Origin of the sequence: Brevibacillus centrosporus (assembly GCF_046622605.1) — a bacterium.
Classification (GTDB): domain Bacteria; phylum Bacillota; class Bacilli; order Brevibacillales; family Brevibacillaceae; genus Brevibacillus; species Brevibacillus centrosporus.
Genome location: NZ_CP176856.1, coordinates 600,930 through 618,552, shown reverse-complemented (window position 1 = coordinate 618,552; position 17,623 = coordinate 600,930). Strand labels below are relative to the sequence as shown.

20 protein-coding genes and 1 pseudogene are annotated in these 17,623 nt (G+C 51.1%); 3 read left to right on the top strand and 18 right to left on the bottom strand.

Annotated elements, in window-relative coordinates; genetic code table 11:
* Positions 1–37: 37 nt before the first annotated feature.
* Genes ACLIN2_RS03355 through ACLIN2_RS03330 form a run of 6 tightly spaced genes read right to left on the bottom strand, consistent with a single transcriptional unit; the run spans position 38 to position 5,694 of the window.
* Positions 38–976, bottom strand: a complete 939-nt coding sequence (locus ACLIN2_RS03355) for a type II secretion system F family protein (protein ID WP_411503210.1) — start codon at positions 974–976, stop codon at positions 38–40.
* A 4-nt stretch (positions 977–980) separates the two neighbouring features.
* Positions 981–1,907 carry a type II secretion system F family protein gene (locus tag ACLIN2_RS03350; protein ID WP_310236527.1) on the bottom strand — a complete coding sequence of 309 codons (927 nt, stop codon included), beginning with the start codon at positions 1,905–1,907 and terminating at the stop codon, positions 981–983.
* Complete coding sequence (locus tag ACLIN2_RS03345; RefSeq protein ID WP_411503209.1) at positions 1,885–3,261, bottom strand: CpaF family protein; 1,377 nt, start codon at positions 3,259–3,261, stop codon at positions 1,885–1,887. Before ACLIN2_RS03345 ends, ACLIN2_RS03350 begins: the two co-directional genes overlap by 23 nt.
* Before the next feature lie 13 nt (positions 3,262–3,274).
* Positions 3,275–4,432: an AAA family ATPase gene (locus ACLIN2_RS03340; RefSeq protein WP_400588075.1), complete on the bottom strand. Its 1,158-nt coding sequence runs from the start codon at positions 4,430–4,432 to the stop codon at positions 3,275–3,277.
* A complete protein-coding gene (locus tag ACLIN2_RS03335; protein WP_411503208.1) occupies positions 4,429–5,214 on the bottom strand; it encodes a flp pilus assembly protein CpaB in 786 nt (261 codons plus the stop codon). Before ACLIN2_RS03335 ends, ACLIN2_RS03340 begins: the two co-directional genes overlap by 4 nt.
* 27 nt (positions 5,215–5,241) lie before the next feature.
* A complete protein-coding gene (locus ACLIN2_RS03330) occupies positions 5,242–5,694 on the bottom strand; it encodes a prepilin peptidase (protein WP_246070861.1) in 453 nt (150 codons plus the stop codon).
* Between the two features lie 232 nt (positions 5,695–5,926).
* Here ACLIN2_RS03330 and ACLIN2_RS03325 point away from each other — a divergent pair, with 232 nt between their 5' ends.
* Together ACLIN2_RS03325 and ACLIN2_RS03320 are read left to right on the top strand one after the other, a co-directional pair.
* Positions 5,927–6,118, top strand: coding sequence for a CDGSH iron-sulfur domain-containing protein (locus ACLIN2_RS03325; RefSeq protein ID WP_310236517.1), 192 nt, complete (start codon positions 5,927–5,929; stop codon positions 6,116–6,118).
* Between the two features lie 93 nt (positions 6,119–6,211).
* Positions 6,212–6,532 (top strand): thioredoxin family protein, encoded by a 321-nt coding sequence (locus ACLIN2_RS03320; protein WP_092267438.1) that lies wholly within the window; start codon positions 6,212–6,214, stop codon positions 6,530–6,532.
* Positions 6,533–6,543: 11 nt separating this feature from the next.
* Here the strand turns inward: ACLIN2_RS03320 and ACLIN2_RS03315 are convergent, their stop codons facing one another.
* Together ACLIN2_RS03315 and ACLIN2_RS03310 are read right to left on the bottom strand one after the other, a co-directional pair.
* Positions 6,544–7,134 (bottom strand): AAA family ATPase, encoded by a 591-nt coding sequence (locus tag ACLIN2_RS03315; protein WP_400588073.1) that lies wholly within the window; start codon positions 7,132–7,134, stop codon positions 6,544–6,546.
* Positions 7,135–7,193: 59 nt separating this feature from the next.
* Positions 7,194–7,475 (bottom strand): annotated as a pseudogene (locus ACLIN2_RS03310) (LysR substrate-binding domain-containing protein); the annotation flags it as partial.
* A 286-nt stretch (positions 7,476–7,761) separates the two neighbouring features.
* Between ACLIN2_RS03310 and ACLIN2_RS03305 the strand changes: the two are divergent.
* A complete protein-coding gene (locus ACLIN2_RS03305; protein WP_092267442.1) occupies positions 7,762–7,968 on the top strand; it encodes a hypothetical protein in 207 nt (68 codons plus the stop codon).
* A gap of 80 nt (positions 7,969–8,048) precedes the next feature.
* Here the strand turns inward: ACLIN2_RS03305 and ggt are convergent, their stop codons facing one another.
* The 10 genes from ggt to ACLIN2_RS03255 all read right to left on the bottom strand — a co-directional run bounded on the left by ggt (position 8,049) and on the right by ACLIN2_RS03255 (position 17,596).
* Positions 8,049–9,659 carry a gamma-glutamyltransferase gene (ggt, locus tag ACLIN2_RS03300; protein ID WP_411503207.1) on the bottom strand — a complete coding sequence of 537 codons (1,611 nt, stop codon included), beginning with the start codon at positions 9,657–9,659 and terminating at the stop codon, positions 8,049–8,051.
* Between the two features lie 29 nt (positions 9,660–9,688).
* The gene (locus ACLIN2_RS03295) at positions 9,689–10,219 is read right to left on the bottom strand and encodes a chromate transporter (protein WP_411503206.1); all 531 of its coding nucleotides are present in this window, start codon (positions 10,217–10,219) and stop codon (positions 9,689–9,691) included.
* Positions 10,216–10,797 carry a chromate transporter gene (locus ACLIN2_RS03290; protein ID WP_122926831.1) on the bottom strand — a complete coding sequence of 194 codons (582 nt, stop codon included), beginning with the start codon at positions 10,795–10,797 and terminating at the stop codon, positions 10,216–10,218. Before ACLIN2_RS03290 ends, ACLIN2_RS03295 begins: the two co-directional genes overlap by 4 nt.
* A gap of 21 nt (positions 10,798–10,818) precedes the next feature.
* The gene (locus tag ACLIN2_RS03285) at positions 10,819–11,805 is read right to left on the bottom strand and encodes an ABC transporter ATP-binding protein (protein ID WP_092267446.1); all 987 of its coding nucleotides are present in this window, start codon (positions 11,803–11,805) and stop codon (positions 10,819–10,821) included.
* Positions 11,802–12,776, bottom strand: a complete 975-nt coding sequence (locus ACLIN2_RS03280) for an ABC transporter ATP-binding protein (RefSeq protein ID WP_411503205.1) — start codon at positions 12,774–12,776, stop codon at positions 11,802–11,804. Before ACLIN2_RS03280 ends, ACLIN2_RS03285 begins: the two co-directional genes overlap by 4 nt.
* A gap of 55 nt (positions 12,777–12,831) precedes the next feature.
* A complete protein-coding gene (locus ACLIN2_RS03275) occupies positions 12,832–13,662 on the bottom strand; it encodes an ABC transporter permease (protein ID WP_122926833.1) in 831 nt (276 codons plus the stop codon).
* Complete coding sequence (locus ACLIN2_RS03270; RefSeq protein WP_092267449.1) at positions 13,662–14,618, bottom strand: ABC transporter permease; 957 nt, start codon at positions 14,616–14,618, stop codon at positions 13,662–13,664. Before ACLIN2_RS03270 ends, ACLIN2_RS03275 begins: the two co-directional genes overlap by 1 nt.
* A 61-nt stretch (positions 14,619–14,679) precedes the next feature.
* Positions 14,680–16,248 (bottom strand): ABC transporter substrate-binding protein, encoded by a 1,569-nt coding sequence (locus tag ACLIN2_RS03265; RefSeq protein WP_092267450.1) that lies wholly within the window; start codon positions 16,246–16,248, stop codon positions 14,680–14,682.
* A 151-nt stretch (positions 16,249–16,399) separates the two neighbouring features.
* A complete protein-coding gene (locus tag ACLIN2_RS03260; protein WP_092267451.1) occupies positions 16,400–16,876 on the bottom strand; it encodes an Lrp/AsnC family transcriptional regulator in 477 nt (158 codons plus the stop codon).
* Between the two features lie 249 nt (positions 16,877–17,125).
* Entirely contained in the window at positions 17,126–17,596 is a 471-nt protein-coding gene (locus ACLIN2_RS03255; protein ID WP_092267510.1) for a nucleoside deaminase, read from the bottom strand.
* Between the last annotated feature and the right edge of the window lie 27 nt (positions 17,597–17,623).

Here is a 17,623-nt window from a genome sequence, read left to right as displayed (position 1 = left end):
CCTTCCGAGGGGCATCACCTCCTTCACAGTTCTACCTTTATTTTCCAAACAAATTCGAAAACAGGCTTACGTTCTCCATGATGTTGAGCACCATCAACCCACCTATGAGCATGATAGCTGTCGGTGCTACCACAAAAGTCGTGATCAGCGTCACCTTGGGCGAAGCCTTCGCTGCTTTTTCCTTGATTAGCTCCTTGCGAATGCGACGCATATTTTCTGATTGGATTTTAAAGGTGACAGCGATCGGAACCCCGAGCCGCATCCCTTGGATCAGCGCCTTGATCAGCATTTGAAACTCCGGATTGTCGTTTCGCCGCAGCAGCTGTTCATACGCTTTTTCACGCGGGACCCCCAGATCCAGCTCCTGATTGAACCGGGAGAATTCCTCCCGCAATGGTCCCTGGAAAAACTGGATGACGTCGCGCAGTGCCTGATCGAGGCTGACCCCAGCCTGAAGGGTGACGCTTACCGTGTCGAGAAATTCCGGAAGGTCGTAGCGCAGCTGGTTTTGCCTCTCGCGCGCTTTCCTTTTCAGCAAAAATATCGGCAGGAAGTACCCAGCTAACGGCCAGATGATCAAGCCAAACTGTGCGAACGGGAATCCCAATAGGAAAAACGCTATTCCCGCGATAAAGCCGAACAAGGCAAGCAGGATTTTTGCCCCCTGGAACCGTGCCTCTGTCAAATCGAGTGGACGTCCCGCCTTCAGCAGCCACTCCTCCACCTCGTGAGACTCACTGAAAAAATTGACGCGCTGTCCCAGTGCCGCGTAGTCATCGCTGTAGGTGAGTAACCGCTTGAGCCACTTTTGCGAGGGGGTCTGCCGCTTTCGCACATCGTAAACCTTGTTGCCTGTCGTATCATGGACGTGCGCAATCAGCTTTTCCTTTTCGACTGAGTATTTAAACGCTTCTTTCAAAAAGATCACGAAGAATAACAGAAACAAGAACAGAACCGTGATGATCAGGGCGTCCATTTTCTCACACCTTTATGTTGGTGACTTTTTTGACCAGGACGTAGGAAAGAACGGTACCCACGATGAAGAAGCCCAGCAGGACAAGGCCAAAGCCTGAAAACAACGGATCGATGAAGCCTTTGTTCATCGCGTTCATCATGAGCACGAGAGCGATCGGCATGATGGGGACGAGGATGGACACGTATCGCTGCTCAGCCGTCATGGTCTTGATCTCCTGATTGACGATGCGGCGATCCTCCAATGTCTCTGCCATCTCCTGAAGCACCTCGCTCAGGTTTCCCCCCGCTCTACGCTGGATGAACAATGTAGCGGCGAAGATGCGGAAATCCCTTGTTGGAATTCTCTTTTCCATTTCTGACAGCGATCTGTCAAAGCTGACACCCAGCTGCAGCTCACGCGCCATGCGGCTGAATTCCTGCCCAGCCGGCTGCGGAATCTCTTTTGCCACCAGCTCAATTCCCTGTGAGAGCGTCATACCTGCCCGCAAGGAATTGGCGAGCAAGCGGCATACCTCTGACAGCTGGTCGTTCAGTCTCTCCTGGTATTTGTTCCGCCGCATAATAAACATCAGGTTTTGGGCGATGTACATGCAAGCCGCGCCACCCACCAGGTTGATTGGAGCGTGCAGACCTACGACACTATTCAGGAAGAAAGCGACACCCATCGCCCCGATTAGCAGAATGCCGTAATATTCGGACGGTGCCAGCGCAATATTGGCGCGTACCAGCTTTTGCTGGACTTCCTTTGCGTGCGAGGTGCGGTCAAAACGATCCCCCCACACGATAATGAAGCTCTTCCGTTTGGCTTTGATGTCGTACCATTCCTCCGTGCGCTTTTTCCACTCTGTCTTTTTCGCACGGTAGCCGAGGTATTCGTACATCCCCCAGATCGCCAGCAGCACCGAGAGACTAAACAGGATAGAGATGCTCACGCTTGTTCACCTCGCCCATCGTAAACATGGATTCGTCCAGCTCGATTCCAAACATCCGCAGCCGCTCCAGACTGTGGGGAGTCTTGCCCGTCGGAGTGAAATACCCCAGCACCTCACCCTTTTTTCCCATCCCGATCCGTTGGAAGCGGAAGATCTCATTTACGACGACTTGTTTGTCTAATCCTGTGAATACTTCCGAGATAGACACCATTTTACGCGTCCCGTCTGAAAGCCTCGTAACCTGCACAATAAAATCCAAGGCACTCACGATGTACTCGCGGATAATGGAGGAGGGCAGCTCCATTCCCGCCATGACCACCATCCCCTCCAGCCGGGTAAACGCATCCTGCGGAGAATTGGCGTGGACCGTCGTAAGCGAGCCTTCGTGACCGGTGTTCATCGCCTGCAGCATGTCGAATGCCTCTGCACCGCGAACCTCCCCGACGATAATGCGATCTGGCCGCATCCGCAGCGAGTTCTTCACCAGATGCCGTATCGTGATTTCCCCTCTTCCTTCCATATTGGGCGGACGTGCCTCCAGCCCGATGCAGTTGGAACGATCCAGCTTGAGCTCCGCCGAGTCTTCAATCGTAATGACCCTTTCATAGGAAGGGATCGACCGCGAGACCGCATTGAGCAGTGTCGTCTTCCCGCTCCCCGTGCCCCCTGAAATGAGCACGTTCATTTTGGCTTCTACGATCGCCTGCAAAAAGCGGCACATCGCTCCATCGAATGACCCGAAATTCATGAGATCCTCCATGGAATACGGTTCCTTGCGAAATTTCCGAATCGAGACGAGCGTCCCGTTGAGGCTGATCGGCGGTATAACCGCGTTCACACGGCTGCCATCCTTCAGTCTGGCATCGACCATCGGAGAGCTTTCGTCAATCCTGCGGCCAAGCGGGGCAACGATCCGGTCTACGATATGTCGAAGATGCTCCTCGTCACGAAACTTCAGATCGGTCAGCTCCAGCCTGCCTTTTTTCTCGATGTACACCTCCTGATGACCATTGATCGAGATCTCGGTAATTTCCGGATCAGCGAGCAACGGCTCCAAAGGTCCGAGTCCTACCGATTCGTTGATCAGCCGCGTCAAGAGCACTTCCTTTTCATTGCGCGGGATAACGACTTTCTCTTCCGACATGTACTGGGATACCATGCGCTCGATCGCGAGACGCATTTCTCCCGGGGCGAGACTCGTCAATCTCTCGAGATTGGTCTCGCGCAAAAGCTTTGATTTGTAATGCTCCGCCAGCTCGTCGATGTACGGATTGTGATACGCAGGAGCCGCTACCGGGCGCGGGGCTTCTTCTGTCAATACGTGCTTTTCCTCTTTTCGCCTGAACAACGCCATGGCAATCCCCCTCCTACGACAGCTTGGTCAGCACCCATTTTCGAATTTCCTTCGCCGCAGGAATCAGCTTTTTTTCGTTGGCTTCCCGTTGCAAAGGCAAACCCAGATTCACCGCAGCCTGAATACCTTTGTGATCACGGCTGATTTCTGCGGCGATCGGAGCCTGTATCAATCCCTTCAGATCGGATACCGTCAGCTCGTTATCCCTTCCGACCTGATTGACCACGACCTCAAGCCGCCCCTCTGTATCAATTCGCAGCCTTCTAAACAGCTCTTCGGTCAACCGATAGATTTGGACAGACGGCGTATCCAGATTCATCACGTAATAAATGAAGTCTGATTCCTCTAGAGCCGTATACGTCAGCTCATTCATATAAGTCGGCAGATCGATAATCACAAAGTCGTAGCTGCGCCGGCTTGCTCGAATCAGTCTGGTGATGAATTCCTCGGACATGTTTTCTGCTGTTTCGGCATCACGCGGACTGGCGAGCACCTCCAGCTTGGAATGCGTCTCGCGCAAAGACACGTTGCGAATATGATTTTCGTTCATCTCGTTCATGACTGGGACCAGGTCGGCCAGCGTCCTACTCTTATCGAGCGAGAAAAACGTTTCTACCCCGCCATACTGGAGATTCAAATCGATCAACAGAACGCGTGCGGTCGATTCCAGCTTGAGCGCCTGAGCAAACCCGGTCGCCAGCTGCGTGCGTCCACTTCCGCCTTTTCCACTGTAAAAGGAGTACACTTTTCCTCTTCCGCGCACAAACGCTTTGCCGGAGCTAGCCGTCCCCTTTTTCCGCTGCCGCTGCTCCCCCAGCTCGGCGATTTTCTCCAAACGATCCGTAAGCAACGCCAGCTCATCCGGCATGACAATATACTCGATGGCCCCTGCACGGACGATATCACGGAGCAAGCCAAAGTCTTGCCTTTCCGTCAAAAAAATGACGAGCCCTTCCGGAAGCTCTCCCTGTATGTATTGCACCAGCTCGACCCCGGAGCCGTCCTCTGGCTGAACGATCAGAACGACATCAGGAGCGATTCGGTCGATTTCTTTTTTCACTTCACGCGACGAGGTAAATTGGACATTGCCATATTGGCTGAGAGCCTCGCTCAGCATGCTCTTGATCGAGTCGTAATCAGCGACGACTAAAATTTTGGTATCTGGATTCATGACTTGCCCTCCGGTTTGACGACAGATGTCGGTTGAGCAGGTTTCGCAGGCGTCTGCTTCACAGATGCTGGCTGACCATTAGTGGGCTTTGGCTGGCTCTTGTCCCCAGCAGCAGGTGCCGTGGTTTCCTTTGGCTTTTGATCCTGGAACGGCTGCGGGATGCCCAGCTCGCCTTTGCCTACATTCGCCTTCAAAATCCGCATGACCTCAGCATAGTGCTGCTGGTGAATAAAGGCGGGAACCTGCTCAAACGGCATTTCCAAGGCGACTCCTTTAAACTGATCGTCCGTCTTCGCGACCATGGCGACCGGCACATCCTTCATAAATACTTCCGTTGCACTCTTCCCATTCACCTCGTGTGAGACAATAATATCGACACGATCCAATGCCTCGAGCTGCTGATCAAATACGATATTGCCGGAAGCATACACCGTCACGAGCCGATTGTTCTGGTCTCTGACTGTTGCAGCGGGCTTAATGATGTTTTTCGTAATGATGTCTCCTTCCGACAAGGGAACAACGGTTACCTGATTCTTCAAACTGAGCTTATCCGTCACATACGAGTGATCTGCATACTTTTTAGGTATTTGCATGGTCTTGATTTGGTCAGGCGCTATGAGCGACCGGGAGGCGATATCTGTACTCGCCACGTAAATGTCCACCATTTCTCCGAGCTGTGAATTCAGGTCCTTGATTTTTTTCAAGAACAAAAAGCCTGCTGTCGCCGCCAGGATCAGAGACAGCGCTAAAAAGATGATTGCTCTTCGCTTCGATTCCAACATCGAGTGACTCCCTCTCCCTCTCCATCATCAGATAAACGCTACAGCCATGAGCAAGAGGCTCGTTCCACCTGCAATAAAAGGAGCCAGAGGAATTTCCCGTCCTGCCGCCTGCCTCCCTGACACTTTGGCTGCCAGCCAGATCGGGATAACGATGAGTCCTGCGAGCAGGTAAGTGAAGCACAAGATATACAACCCAGCTTCCCACCCAACTGCCGCTCCTACCAGCGTAAACAGCTTGATGTCTCCTCCTCCCAATTGCCCATTGCTCACGACCGCCATCAGCAAGGTGACTCCTCCGATCAATATGACCCCCAGTCCATACGTAGTCCATTGGTCCGGATGGGTAAATGCATGGTAAATGAGAAAATAGGCGATTCCTGGCAGAGTAAGCCAGTCATAAATGAGGCGGCTGCGAAGATCGGTATACACCGCAATGGTCATGACGAGAACTACCGGAATGACGACGAAATTGGACAGCACCCCTTGCCCTCCTTCCATCTTTTAGGAAACCCTATCGCACTCACAGACGGGAATTCGGGAAATTTTGTTGCACGTACAGGAGAAAAACTTGGGATTTTTTTCTTAAAAAGGGGGAGGCATCCAAAACTGTGTCGAAATGTAACAGGAAAGGGGGCTTATTTTCCATACTTACGGCATGTGTATTCATTCTCATTTTGTGAAAAAATAACCAGTAGGTAGAGGAGGTGAGAAAATGTCAGATATCAAGGTGCTAGATAATGGTCCACTGCTCGTGACGGGAGAGTTCACCCTGCTGGATGGTGAGGGAAATCCCATGGAAACAAAGGAAAAGGTGCATCTCTGTAGATGCGGCTTGTCCTCGAACAAGCCTTACTGTAACGGGGCCCATAAAGGACAGTTTGAAAGTGTCGTAAGAGCGGAGTAGTAGATAAGACGCAGAGCCCTCTGTATCATCAGAGGGCTTTTTGCTATCATGGTGGGGTAAATTCATCATGCTTGGAGAAGGGGGAATAGACAGATGCGCGAATACAACGATCTATCCGAGCTTACCGCGGACATTGCCAAACACCCGATGAGTTTGCTGTTCGTAAAAATGCCGAACTGCGGCGTATGTGACGCGACTTTTGAGAAAACCAAGGAGCTGCTGCAGTCCTACCCGCAGGTTCCTTTTATGGTCGCCTCGATCGAAAAGCTCCCCAGCCTGTCCGGAGAGTTTCTCCTCTTTACCGCTCCGACTATTCTATTGTTTCGTGAAGGGAAAGAAGTCTTTCGGCAATCGCGGATCGTGGTGTTTGGGGAATTGGAGAGGTCTATCCAACTATGGAGTGAGTCGCTGTGAGCACTTGATTGTCAGTCTTTCCATAGATTTGCTATCAACGGCAGTACCCTCGCTTCTACCGCCTCGACATCGAGAGCGTCTACCGGGAGCACCGTCGTCGCAGGCAGCCTGGAAAACCATTCTTTTTCGTATGGAAGCATGCGCATCGCTTGGGCAAAAGAGCCGCGGCTTCGGGTCGCGTCACCTTCTTTTCTGGCGGACAGTGTTTTTGTCTGGGCATCCAAATAAATGATGGTATCCGAGCGGCATGAGCGCAGCTCTTTTAGCTCTGCCTTCAATTGTCCCTCGATATCCCACTCCTTCCCGATGCTCAACGGATAATGCAGCGTGTAGCACTCGATGTCCTCCGGTCCGCGATCGTAGATGATGTTTGCATCTGGCAGCCGCCGAAAACGCTCTACCTCGTGCTCGATGAACATCCTCTGATTGACGATAAAGTCTTTTTCTTTTTGCAGATCGAGGGCAAGCTCTTTCCTTTTTTGCACAAGTGCTGACGGATCTTCATAGATAACCCAAGCATCGCTGATGGCCCTCTCCAATCGTTTTGCCAGCGTCGTCTTCCCGGCAGCCATACCACCTTGGAGTGAAATAACCCGCTTCATCTAACTTCCCCCCTTTATCGGAAGAATGGTTGTTCTTTTGCTTCATGCGAACGTCTCTATCACATAGTTGCGAAACAATTCCGCCGCTGGTGATAACGTATGTCCTGAAATGCAGGAATAATCGTCACCCCGAGCCCGGAGGAAACAAGAGCCGCTATGGTAGGAATATCTTCTCCCTCGAATTTGATCTGTGGTGTAAAGCCAGCCTCCCGACAAAAGCCGTCTATGGCCTCCCTCATCCCCAAACCTTTCCTGATCCCGATAAAGCCATCCTCGGACAGCTGCTTCAATGCGATGGAAGTCCTCCCCGCATAACCGTGATTCGCCGGAACATACAAAAAAAGCTCCGATCGTGATTTCCAGCGTCTGCAGAAATCTCAGCGCCACCGTTCCCGTATAGGGATTTTTCAAATGCTGAATCTCCTGTACGCCCATTGCAAGCTCTTTTGCCGCCTGTCCAAAGTGCTCAAGCCTTGCCACTACGCGAAAATACTCTAGCTGCTGCCATTCCATGAGTAGCGAACCGATAACAAAAAGGTATCATTTTGATAGAAATAATACATTAGACGCTATCGGTATACAAGGATTACACTCGATAAAGATAAGTAGAACGAGGAGAGGTTTTTCATGTCTTACATCAGGATCGGCAGCACCGTTACTTTTGCCATCCTCTATGGCCCGCAAACATTGATCCATACCTTTTCGGAGTCCTTTGGCATTTCTCCATCTACGGCAAGCTTTACAGTCTCTTTGGCCTTGCATCGGACCCTTCGTTTGGCAAAGCTTGCAAGCCGAGGAAAGCCTGAGCAGATCACCCCTGTCTCTAGTCCATAGATGATCAAACAGGTGAGAAACGCAAAAAAACCGTACGGATTTGATTCCCGTACGGTTTTTCTTATTCCGTCTCTCTGCTCTTACCAAGCCGCGATGCTGCTGTCTGTACGCATGTCGGTACCACCGGAGAGCACGCCATTTTCATCGCGCCAGATGATCTGGCCGCGACCGAAGTAGTTGCCCAGCGACGCCCATTTGATCTGGTGGCCTTTGCGCTCGAGTGCCAGCGCCAAATGCTCAGGGAAGTGACGCTCGAGCTCGACGACCTTACCTTCTGTCCACTGCCAGCGAGGCGCATCCAGGGAAGCTTGTGGATTCAGATGGAAGTCGATGGTGTTCATGACAACCTGTACGTGTCCTTGCGGCTGCATGAAGCCACCCATGACGCCAAATGGTCCGACTGCCTTGCCGTCTTTCGTCAGGAAGCCTGGGATGATGGTATGGAACGTTCTTTTTCCTGGCTCCAAGCGGTTGTCATGAGCAGGGTCCAGCGAGAAGTTGTGTCCGCGGTTTTGCATGGAAATACCGGTACCCGGAATAACGACGCCAGAGCCGAAGCCCATGTAGTTGCTTTGAATGAAGGACACCATGTTGCCTTCCCCGTCAGCCGTAGCCAAGTAAACGGTACCACTGGAGCGAGGATTTCCTGGCTCAGGAGTCAGCGCTTCGGAACCGATCAGTGCACGGCGAGTGTCCGCATATTCATCGGCGAGCAGCTCTTCTGCCGTCACGCTCATCTGGCCGGATTCGGTGATGTATTTCAAACCATCGGTAAATGCCAGCTTCATGGCTTCGATCTGTTTGTGGTAGGTTTCTGTCGTGTCTTTGGCATCGAAGTCAAAGCCCTTGAGGATATTCAACGCCATCAGGGCGATCATGCCTTGACCGTTCGGCGGAATTTCCCAAACGTCGTAGCCGCGGTAGTTGACGCTCAAAGGTTTTACCCACTCCGGTTCAAATGCAGCCAAATCCTCTTTCGTCAGGAAGCCGCCGCACTCTTTGGAGAACGCATCGATTTTCTCCGCCAGCTCACCACGGTAGAAGCTTTCCGCGTTCGACTCTGCGATTTGGCGCAAAGTAGCGGCATGACCCGGTGATTTCCAGATGTCGCCTGCTTTCGGCAGTTTTCCGCCTGGAATGAAGGTTTCGAACCAATGCGCAAATTCTGGTCCTGTGCACAGCTTGGAAAATTTCTTGTAAGCCACGCTCCAGTAGTGAGCGAGGGTCGGGGAAAGCGGATAGCCGTTTTCTGCGTAATCGATAGCCGGTTGCAAAACTTCTGTCAAAGGAAGCTTGCCAAAACGTTTCGACAGCGTTGCCCAGGCAGCAGGTGCACCCGGAACAGTCACAGGCGTCCAGCCGTATGTCGGAATTTCCTCGTGGCCTTTTGCTTTTACGGCTTCGATCGAAATGCTCTGTGGAGCAGGTCCACTCGAGTTGAGACCATACAGCTCATCCTTTACCCATACCAACGCGAACGCGTCACCGCCGATGCCGTTGGACGTCGGTTCTACGACCGTCAGGCATGCCGCCGTTGCAATAGCAGCGTCGATGGCGTTTCCGCCTTTTTTCAGGATATCCAAGCCCGCCTGTGCTGCGAGCGGCTGGGAGGTTGCTACCATCCCGTTTTTCGCAAAAGTGGTCATGCGCCGTGATGCATACGGGTATTCCATTGCGTCATAATTAACCATGTAGTTTGCCTCCTTATTAACAGTTGATCCTAGCCAATGAAGATGTACCCGTACACCATGGCTGCTACGATGACAATTGCCGGATGTACTTTCCAAGCCTCCAGGAGCAAATACGAAGCAACGGACAGAATAATCGTTTGCATCCACCCGATTCCTTCCACCGCTCCCATGATAAATTGGTATGTCATGGTTCCCAAAAGTACAGTGACCATTGGACGAACCGATTGGGTCATGGCTTTGACTTGTGGAGCACTACGGAAAATATTGATGAATTGCAAAAGCAGGATCATGGCGATCGCGGTAGGAGCTACCGTCGCAAACAGCGCTATGGTCGCGCCGGGTACGCCTGCTACCTGATAGCCGACATAGCCCGCGAGCTTGGTCGCAATCGGACTTGGGAGCGCATTCCCTACCGCCAGCATTTCCCCGAATTCTTTCACCGACATCCATTTGTAGTGATCGACGACTTCGTTCTGAATCAGCGGAATGCTGGGAGGGCCCCCGCCATACCCCAAAATATTGGAAATGAAAAACGCCCAGAATAACTGAAAGTAAATCATGCTGCGCCCTCCTTGCCGTCCTTTTTCTTGCGCTTCCGGACCGACCAGGTGGAATAAGCAAAGGAAATCACCAAAGCGATTGCCACGACAATTCCTGGATGCCAGTCAAGAAACAGCAAAGCGACCATGGATAAGGCGAGAGAAACACTTACACCGGTTTTGTTGGGAGCGCCTTGCCAAGCCTTCTGCAAAAACTCCCAGGTGAGCACGCCTGTCATCACTGCGATTACAGGACCGATCGCCTGAATCATGCCGTAAACCCCCGGTGCATCCTTCCACTTGTAGATGACTTCCAAGAGCGCGATCATCACGATGACAATCGGCAGTACGACACCGATGTTTGCCACCAGTGCGCCCTTCCAGCCCTTTACCCGGTAGCCGATAAACGCAGCCAGCTTGGTTCCGATCGGTCCCGGAAGAGCGTTCCCCAGTGCCAGGTTATCTGCAAAGTCTTCGTCTGTTACCCATTTATACTTTTTCACGCACTCGGTATGGAACAGGGGAACCATCGTAGGTCCTCCCCCGAATCCGAAAATACCGATACGGAAAAACGCGATAAACAATTGCCAGTAAATCACGGTTGTTCCTCCGTCCTGCCTCTAACGGCGAAGTTCACCCGATTGCACCAGATGGCAGGATACCAGTTGTCCGGCTCCAATATCAGCCAGGCTCGGTACTGTCGTTTTACAAACATCCGTTGCGTAAGGGCAACGTGGATGGAAGGTGCAACCGCTTGGCGGATTTGCCGGACTCGGCAGATCGCCTGTAAGCAAGATCCTCTCCCGCTTCTGGCGGGGTTTTGCCACTGGTACAGCGGACAGCAAAGCCCGCGTATACGGATGGCTCGGATTTTCAAACAAGGTTCGTTTATCGGCAATTTCTACGACACGGCCCAAATACATGACGGCGATCCGGTCGCACAAATGCTTGACGACTGACAGGTCATGCGAAATGAACATGAGTGTCAGATTGAATTCTTTTTTCAAGTCTTTGAGCAAATTGAGTACCTGCGACTGAATCGATACGTCCAGCGCGGATACGGGCTCATCGGCAATGATCAGCTTTGGTTTGACAACAAGTGCACGCGCGATTCCGATCCGTTGCCGTTGTCCACCCGAGAAATCGTGGGGATGACGGTTCAGATGCTCTTTGCGAAGACCAACGATCTCGATAATCTCTTCGATCGTTTTCTCACGCTCTGCTATCGTACCTATATTGTGTACCATCAGCGATTCCATCAGAATTTGCTTAATCGTCATACGCGGGTTCAGCGAAGCGTATGGATCCTGGAAAATCATTTGCAAGTCCTTGCGCATTTTGCGCATTTCTTCTTTTGGAAGCTTTGCCAAGTCTTTTCCGTCAAACCATACTTCCCCCGAGCTCGGTTCCAAGAGGCGCATGATGCTTCTTCCTGTCGTGGACTTCCCGCAGCCAGACTCTCCTACGATTCCAAGCGTTTCACCCGGAAACACCTGCAAGTCGATACCGTCGACAGCTTTGACATACCCGGCCGTCTTCTTTAAAAATCCGCCCTTGATGGGAAAATGCTGTTTTAGCCCTTTTACTTCCAACAGAGGTTTCGTCATGCTTGTTCCCCCCCATCCTGATACAGCCAGCAGCGGCATTTTTGACCGCCCAGCTGCAACAGCTCAGGCGGCTGTTCATTACAGATCGCCATCGCTTTCGAGCAACGAGGAGCAAATCGGCAGCCTTTTGGCATTTGCTGCGGCAACGGTACGGCACCTGGGATGGTTTCCAGGTACTCGCGTTCGTCGTCGAGCTCCGGAATCGAATTCATCAAACCAATCGTATAAGGATGCTTTGGACTTTCAAACAAGGTGTCTACATCTGTCTCTTCTACGACCTGCCCCGCGTACATGACAATCACGCGGTCGCACATCTCCGCTACGACGCCCAAATCGTGCGTAATCAGCATGATGGATGTTCCTGTTTTTTCTTTGAGGTCACGCATCAGATCGAGGATTTGCGCCTGGATCGTTACGTCGAGAGCAGTCGTCGGCTCATCCGCGATGATCAGCTTCGGATCACAGGACATCGCCATTGCGATCATGACCCGCTGACGCATCCCACCGGAGAGCTGATGCGGGAATTCGCCGTAGATTTCTTCGGCACGCGGCATCCCTACTGCTTTGAGCATGGCGATCGCCCGTTCTTTCGCCTGTGCCTTGCTCACTTTCATATGAAGCATGACTGCTTCTTCAATCTGTCTGCCTACTGTATGCAGCGGATTGAGGGAAGTCATCGGCTCCTGGAAAATCATCGCGATTTCATTACCGCGAACGCGCTGCATGTCTTTTTCCGACAGCCCGAGCACGTCTTTTCCATTAAAACGGATGGTTCCTTCCGACTTACCGTTTTGCGGCAGCAACCGCATAATCGACAGGCTGGTTACGCTTTTTCCGCAGCCTGATTCACCTACGACTCCGAGCGTCTCGCCGGCACGGATGGAGAAGTCGACGCCGTCAACGACACTGACGACACCGCTGTCTGTGCGAAACCGGGTTCTCAGCTGTTCCACTTCCAAGATGGTCGTCATCTGCTCCACTCCCTTCGTTATTTCGTGACCATGTGAATCTTCAATATTAGCTTACCTATTTACGTGAACGCGGATCTAGAACCTGTTGCAAGCCATCACCCAGCAAGTTGAAGCCAAGTACAACTAAGAAGATCGCAATACCTGGATAAAACGTTGCATAAGGAGCTACGGACATTAATGTTTGAGCCTGGTTCAGCATGCTTCCCCACGACGGTGTAGGTGGTTGTACCCCTAGACCCAGATAGGAAAGAGAAGCTTCAGCGATAATCCCTGACGCCATCGCCAGTGTCGCTTGAATCATGATCGGGTTGAGCGCATTCGGCAAGATGTGGCGGAAAATGATGCGAGCATCTTTGACGCCGACCGATCTAGCTGCATGAATGTACTCCATATTGCGAAGAGTCAGTACTTGACCGCGTGTGATACGTACGAAAGCCGGAGCAAAACCGATACCAATCGCCAGCATCGCATTGCCGAATCCAGAACCGAGTACGGCGGAAATCGCCAGAGCCAAGATCAGGAATGGGAATGCCTGCATCGCGTCAACGCTGCGCATAACTACCCACTCGTCCCAAAAGCCGCGGTAGTAACCGGACAAAAGCCCGATCGGTACGCCGATCAGCATCGCAATCCCAACGGAAATCAAGGCAGCTTCCATGGAGATACGCGCCCCGTACACAACACGGGAGAAAATATCGCGACCGAGGTCGTCTGTTCCAAACAAGTGATCGCCGCCAGGAGCAAGCAGGATCTTGTTGTAATCTTGTGCGTTCGGGTCGTAGGGAGCGATCTGAGGAGCAAAGATTGCTATGATGATCAGTCCGAGGATGATCACCGCTCCGATGACACCCAACCCGTTTCGGAGAAATTTGCCTAGGGTTTTCATTACTCACCCGCTCCTTTCCCGCTCTTGATGCGTGGATCGATTACTGCGTACAAAATATCTACAGCCAGGTTTACGAGTACAACCAGTACAGCCGACACGAGAATCGCACCTTGTACCGTAACATAATCCCGTTTAAATACAGATTCTACAATCAGACGACCAAATCCAGGAATGGAGAAGATCGACTCCGTAATGACCAGACCACCCAAGAGACCGGCGATCATCAGACCAGAAGTCGTTACAACTGGCACCATCGCGTTGCGCAATGCATGTCCCAGAATCGTGCGTGCTTCATTCAAACCCTTTGCTTTTGCTGTACGGATAAAGTCCATGTTTACCACATCAAGCAAGGAAGAGCGCAGCATGCGCATGAGGACAGCGGATTCACGAAGGCCAGTCGCCACACAAGGAAGAACCATGGCCAACAGGTTTTGCGTTGGATTTTCAAAGAAGGAGACGTAGCCCGATGAAGGCAGCCATTGGTTTTCAACCGCGAAGTAGATAATCATCATCATCGCCAGCCAAAAGCTTGGGATACTCATTCCTCCCAGTGCTGTAAAGGTACTTGTGTAATCAATCCAGGTCCCGCGTCTCGTCGCCGCTAGGATCCCCGCAGGAAACGCGATGAGGATCGCTACGAGGAAAGTCCCTATGGTCAACTCCACCGTCGCAGGCAGCCTTTGCTTGATCAATTCAGAGACCGGAATCCGGTCCGTGATGGACATCCCCAAATCACCCGTTACCACTTTTCCCAGCCAGGAAAAATATTGCACCACGATCGGCTTGTCTAAACCAAGCTCTGTTCGCAGTGCCTGATAGGCTTCCGGTGTCGCCTCTTGTCCTAAAATGACCCGGGCAGGATCGCCCGGGATCATATGGATCAAAGAGAAAGTCAGAATCGACACCAGCAGGAGAATCGGGATTGTCAGCAGTAGACGTCTGACCACAAACATCATGACAATTCCTCCTCGCTCTTGCTGTTATAGTGTAGTCAAGCTTGAAGCAGAAAGCTTAAGCTTATTGCTTGTCCAGAGTTGCTGTACGGATCAGACCGTCTGGTACATACGTGAAGCCTGTAACTTTTTTGTTCATACCGATCAGCACATATTGATGGTACATGTAAGAATAGCCAGCTTCGTCTTGCAGAAGCTTCGTAGCTTCTTCATACAGAGCTTTACGTTTTGTTTCATCTACTTCACTGCGTGCTTTCATAACCAGCTCGTCCAATTTTGGCAGATCAATACGTCCGTCGTTGTTGGAAGCGCCTTTTACTACGAAGTCATGGAAGTTTTGGTCTGGGTCTTGACGTCCGGACCAGCCCAGTTGCAGTGCATCGAATTCGCCTTTTTCACCTGTTTCCAGCAATTGACCGTACTCGAGTTTTTCCAGTGTGGCATTAATGCCGTGTTGCTTCCACATATTTTGCAGGACAGCACCCAATTGTTCGTTTTCAGGAGAAGACGTGATGTACAGTTTAAAGCTGAAGCCGTTTGGTTGTCCGCCTTTTGCCAGCAAGTCTTTGATTTTCGCAGCGTCAGGAGCGATTGGTGCGTTCAACGCTTCGTCGTACGCCAGACTGCCTTTAGCAAATGCTGTGCGAGCAGGTGCTGCATAGCCGTTAAACAGTACTTTTACCAATGCCTCACGGTCGATCGCAGCGTCTACCGCTTGACGCAGATATTTGTTGTCAAATGGTGCACGGGAGTTGTTCAGGTACAGACCTTGGTAGCCCCATCCGGATTCTGCCGTCAGCGTGAGGTTGGAATCGCCTTTTACTGCCGGAATTTCCTTCACTGGTGTATCGTCGATGATGTCCAGCATGCCGGAGCGCAGGTTTTGTACTTTCGCAGTACCGTTCGTGAATACTTTGTAAGTCACTTCATCTACTTTCGGTGCGCCACCCCAGTAGTTTTCGTTCTTTTTCAGGGTAACGTGGTCGCCTTTTACTTGCTCAACAAATGCGAAAGGCCCGGTTCCCACTGGATGGTTCAGATATTGATCGCCATACTGCTTCACAGCTGCTGGTGAAACCATGGTACCACCACGGTCAGCCAGGATGGACAGGAACGGTGCAAATGGCTCTTTCATTTGTACCTTAACGGTGTTTTTGTCAACAACAGTAACGGAATCAACGAACTTCATATCGCCTTTGCGTTTGGACTTCTCGTCGTTCATGTTGCGTTCGAAGTTGAATTTCACCGCTTCAGCATCGAAATCAGTTCCATCGTGGAACTTAACGCCTTGCTTCAGCTTGAACGTATATGTTTTACCATCTGGTGTAACCTCGTAGGATTCAGCCAGCATTGGCACGATTTTCCCGCTTGGATCGATTTCGAACAGCTTGTCGTAGAGGCTCGCGTATACTTGGCGATCATACAATGAAGTCGAGATGTTCGGGTCCATGGAAGGTGGGTCTGCTTTCAGACCGATATTAATTACTTTTTTACCTGTAGATGGTGCAGGTGCTGCTGCGTTTCCGCCATCTGTGCTAGGAGCAGCTGTTCCTCCACCTCCACAACCTGTTACCAGCAGCATTGTTCCCAGTACGGCACTCATCAATGTTTTGCTCGCTTTTTTCGAAAACATAGGATGACCCCTTTTCTCTTTTATTGTCTGCCCTGATGAAAGTATGTCGTATCTTGGATGTCTCACTTTTTCACTCTAATTACTTCATGGAATGATTGTCTCCCAACGGCACTTACTCCGATGGCATTCCCCCTTCCACTGTCGCGATGTCCTAACGAACGAACTTGTACTTGGACTTTAGGATTTTCAATTCATTAATCACGTTCACCCTGGTAACTCCCGGTATCTTGTTGAGGGTTTTCATCAAAAATTGTGACAATTCCTCGTAGTTGCGAACCAAAATTTGCGTGATCAACTGGTAATCCCCAGAGGTCAGAACAACCAAGCGTACTTCCACGATTCCGTTCAACACCGCGACTACATCGTCCAGCTTGTCCGCCTCTGTGGCAATCTGCACAAAAGCCTGTACGTTTAGCCCTGCTTTGACCGGATTGACGATGCCAACCAGACTCAAAACTCCCTCATCCTGCATTTGCTGCACGCGCATCCGGATTGTCTTCTCCGTAACGCCCAGCTCTTTGGCTATTTGAGTAAAAGGTAGACGTGCATTCTCTTGTAAGGCACGGACAATACCGTAGTCGATGTCATCTAATTCTGGATAAAGAGATCGTCGGAATTTTTCTTCCATATCATCCCTACCTTATTCGTCTTTTTCCCTAATTTTTGGTCCTTTAAACAGTCGATTTATTTTCAATAATGGACGAATTACGTTATTGTTGTTGTTACTATAATACGAATTTCGACAATATGCAACAGTTTATCTGAAAATTTGATTTTGAAAGCATTTTCAATATTTTATTTTCGTTTATCATATTGTTAACTGATATAAAGAAATACAAAAAAAGAAGCAACCGCACGTTGCGATTGCCCCCTTGCCTTAATATTCTACCTTGCTCTGTGAGTTTGCCCATGTCACGAATGGAATCTGATAGTTTTCTGGTTGAATTTGCAAGAAAGGAATGGTCCTTTCGGCAAAAGGGATCCCGATCTGCTCGTAGATAAACTGGTCATCAAATCCGACTTTCGCCGCATCCTGCTTGGTACTTGCAAAGTAAACCGCCTTTGGCCGTGCCCAGTAGATCGCTCCCAAGCACATCGGGCAAGGCTCACAGCTGGTGTACAGTTCGCAATCTGTCAGCTGAAACGTATTCAGGTTGCGGCAAGCGTCCCGAATCGCCTGAACCTCCGCGTGTGCTGTCGGGTCATTTGTTGCCGTTACCTCATTACTGCCAGTGCCCACGATCTGCCCATCCCGGACGACAATCGCCCCAAAAGGCCCTCCATGACTCCGAAGTACGTTCTCCCATGCGATAGTGACGGCTTTCTCCATCCAGGACTGCTGCTCCATCTCCATCTCATCTTCCTCCTCGCATTG

Excerpts from the sequence above, each read along its gene's own strand:
- ACLIN2_RS03325 (WP_310236517.1), top strand. The coding sequence starts at position 5,927 with ATGTCAGATATCAAGGTGCTAGATAATGGTCCACTGCTCGTGACGGGA.
- ACLIN2_RS03295 (WP_411503206.1), bottom strand. The coding sequence starts at position 10,219 with ATGATTTACTTTCAGTTATTCTGGGCGTTTTTCATTTCCAATATTTTG.
- ACLIN2_RS03280 (WP_411503205.1), bottom strand. The coding sequence starts at position 12,776 with ATGACGACCATCTTGGAAGTGGAACAGCTGAGAACCCGGTTTCGCACA.
- ACLIN2_RS03275 (WP_122926833.1), bottom strand. The coding sequence starts at position 13,662 with ATGAAAACCCTAGGCAAATTTCTCCGAAACGGGTTGGGTGTCATCGGA.
- ACLIN2_RS03265 (WP_092267450.1), bottom strand. The coding sequence starts at position 16,248 with ATGTTTTCGAAAAAAGCGAGCAAAACATTGATGAGTGCCGTACTGGGA.
- ACLIN2_RS03260 (WP_092267451.1), bottom strand. The coding sequence starts at position 16,876 with ATGGAAGAAAAATTCCGACGATCTCTTTATCCAGAATTAGATGACATC.
- ACLIN2_RS03335 (WP_411503208.1), bottom strand. The coding sequence starts at position 5,214 with ATGTTGGAATCGAAGCGAAGAGCAATCATCTTTTTAGCGCTGTCTCTG.
- ACLIN2_RS03315 (WP_400588073.1), bottom strand. The coding sequence starts at position 7,134 with ATGAAGCGGGTTATTTCACTCCAAGGTGGTATGGCTGCCGGGAAGACG.
- ACLIN2_RS03270 (WP_092267449.1), bottom strand. The coding sequence starts at position 14,618 with ATGATGTTTGTGGTCAGACGTCTACTGCTGACAATCCCGATTCTCCTG.
- ggt (WP_411503207.1), bottom strand. The coding sequence starts at position 9,659 with ATGGTTAATTATGACGCAATGGAATACCCGTATGCATCACGGCGCATG.
- ACLIN2_RS03255 (WP_092267510.1), bottom strand. The coding sequence starts at position 17,596 with ATGGAGCAGCAGTCCTGGATGGAGAAAGCCGTCACTATCGCATGGGAG.
- ACLIN2_RS03285 (WP_092267446.1), bottom strand. The coding sequence starts at position 11,805 with ATGACGAAACCTCTGTTGGAAGTAAAAGGGCTAAAACAGCATTTTCCC.
- ACLIN2_RS03320 (WP_092267438.1), top strand. The coding sequence starts at position 6,212 with ATGCGCGAATACAACGATCTATCCGAGCTTACCGCGGACATTGCCAAA.
- ACLIN2_RS03345 (WP_411503209.1), bottom strand. The coding sequence starts at position 3,261 with ATGGCGTTGTTCAGGCGAAAAGAGGAAAAGCACGTATTGACAGAAGAA.
- ACLIN2_RS03340 (WP_400588075.1), bottom strand. The coding sequence starts at position 4,432 with ATGAATCCAGATACCAAAATTTTAGTCGTCGCTGATTACGACTCGATC.
- ACLIN2_RS03305 (WP_092267442.1), top strand. The coding sequence starts at position 7,762 with ATGTCTTACATCAGGATCGGCAGCACCGTTACTTTTGCCATCCTCTAT.
- ACLIN2_RS03355 (WP_411503210.1), bottom strand. The coding sequence starts at position 976 with ATGGACGCCCTGATCATCACGGTTCTGTTCTTGTTTCTGTTATTCTTC.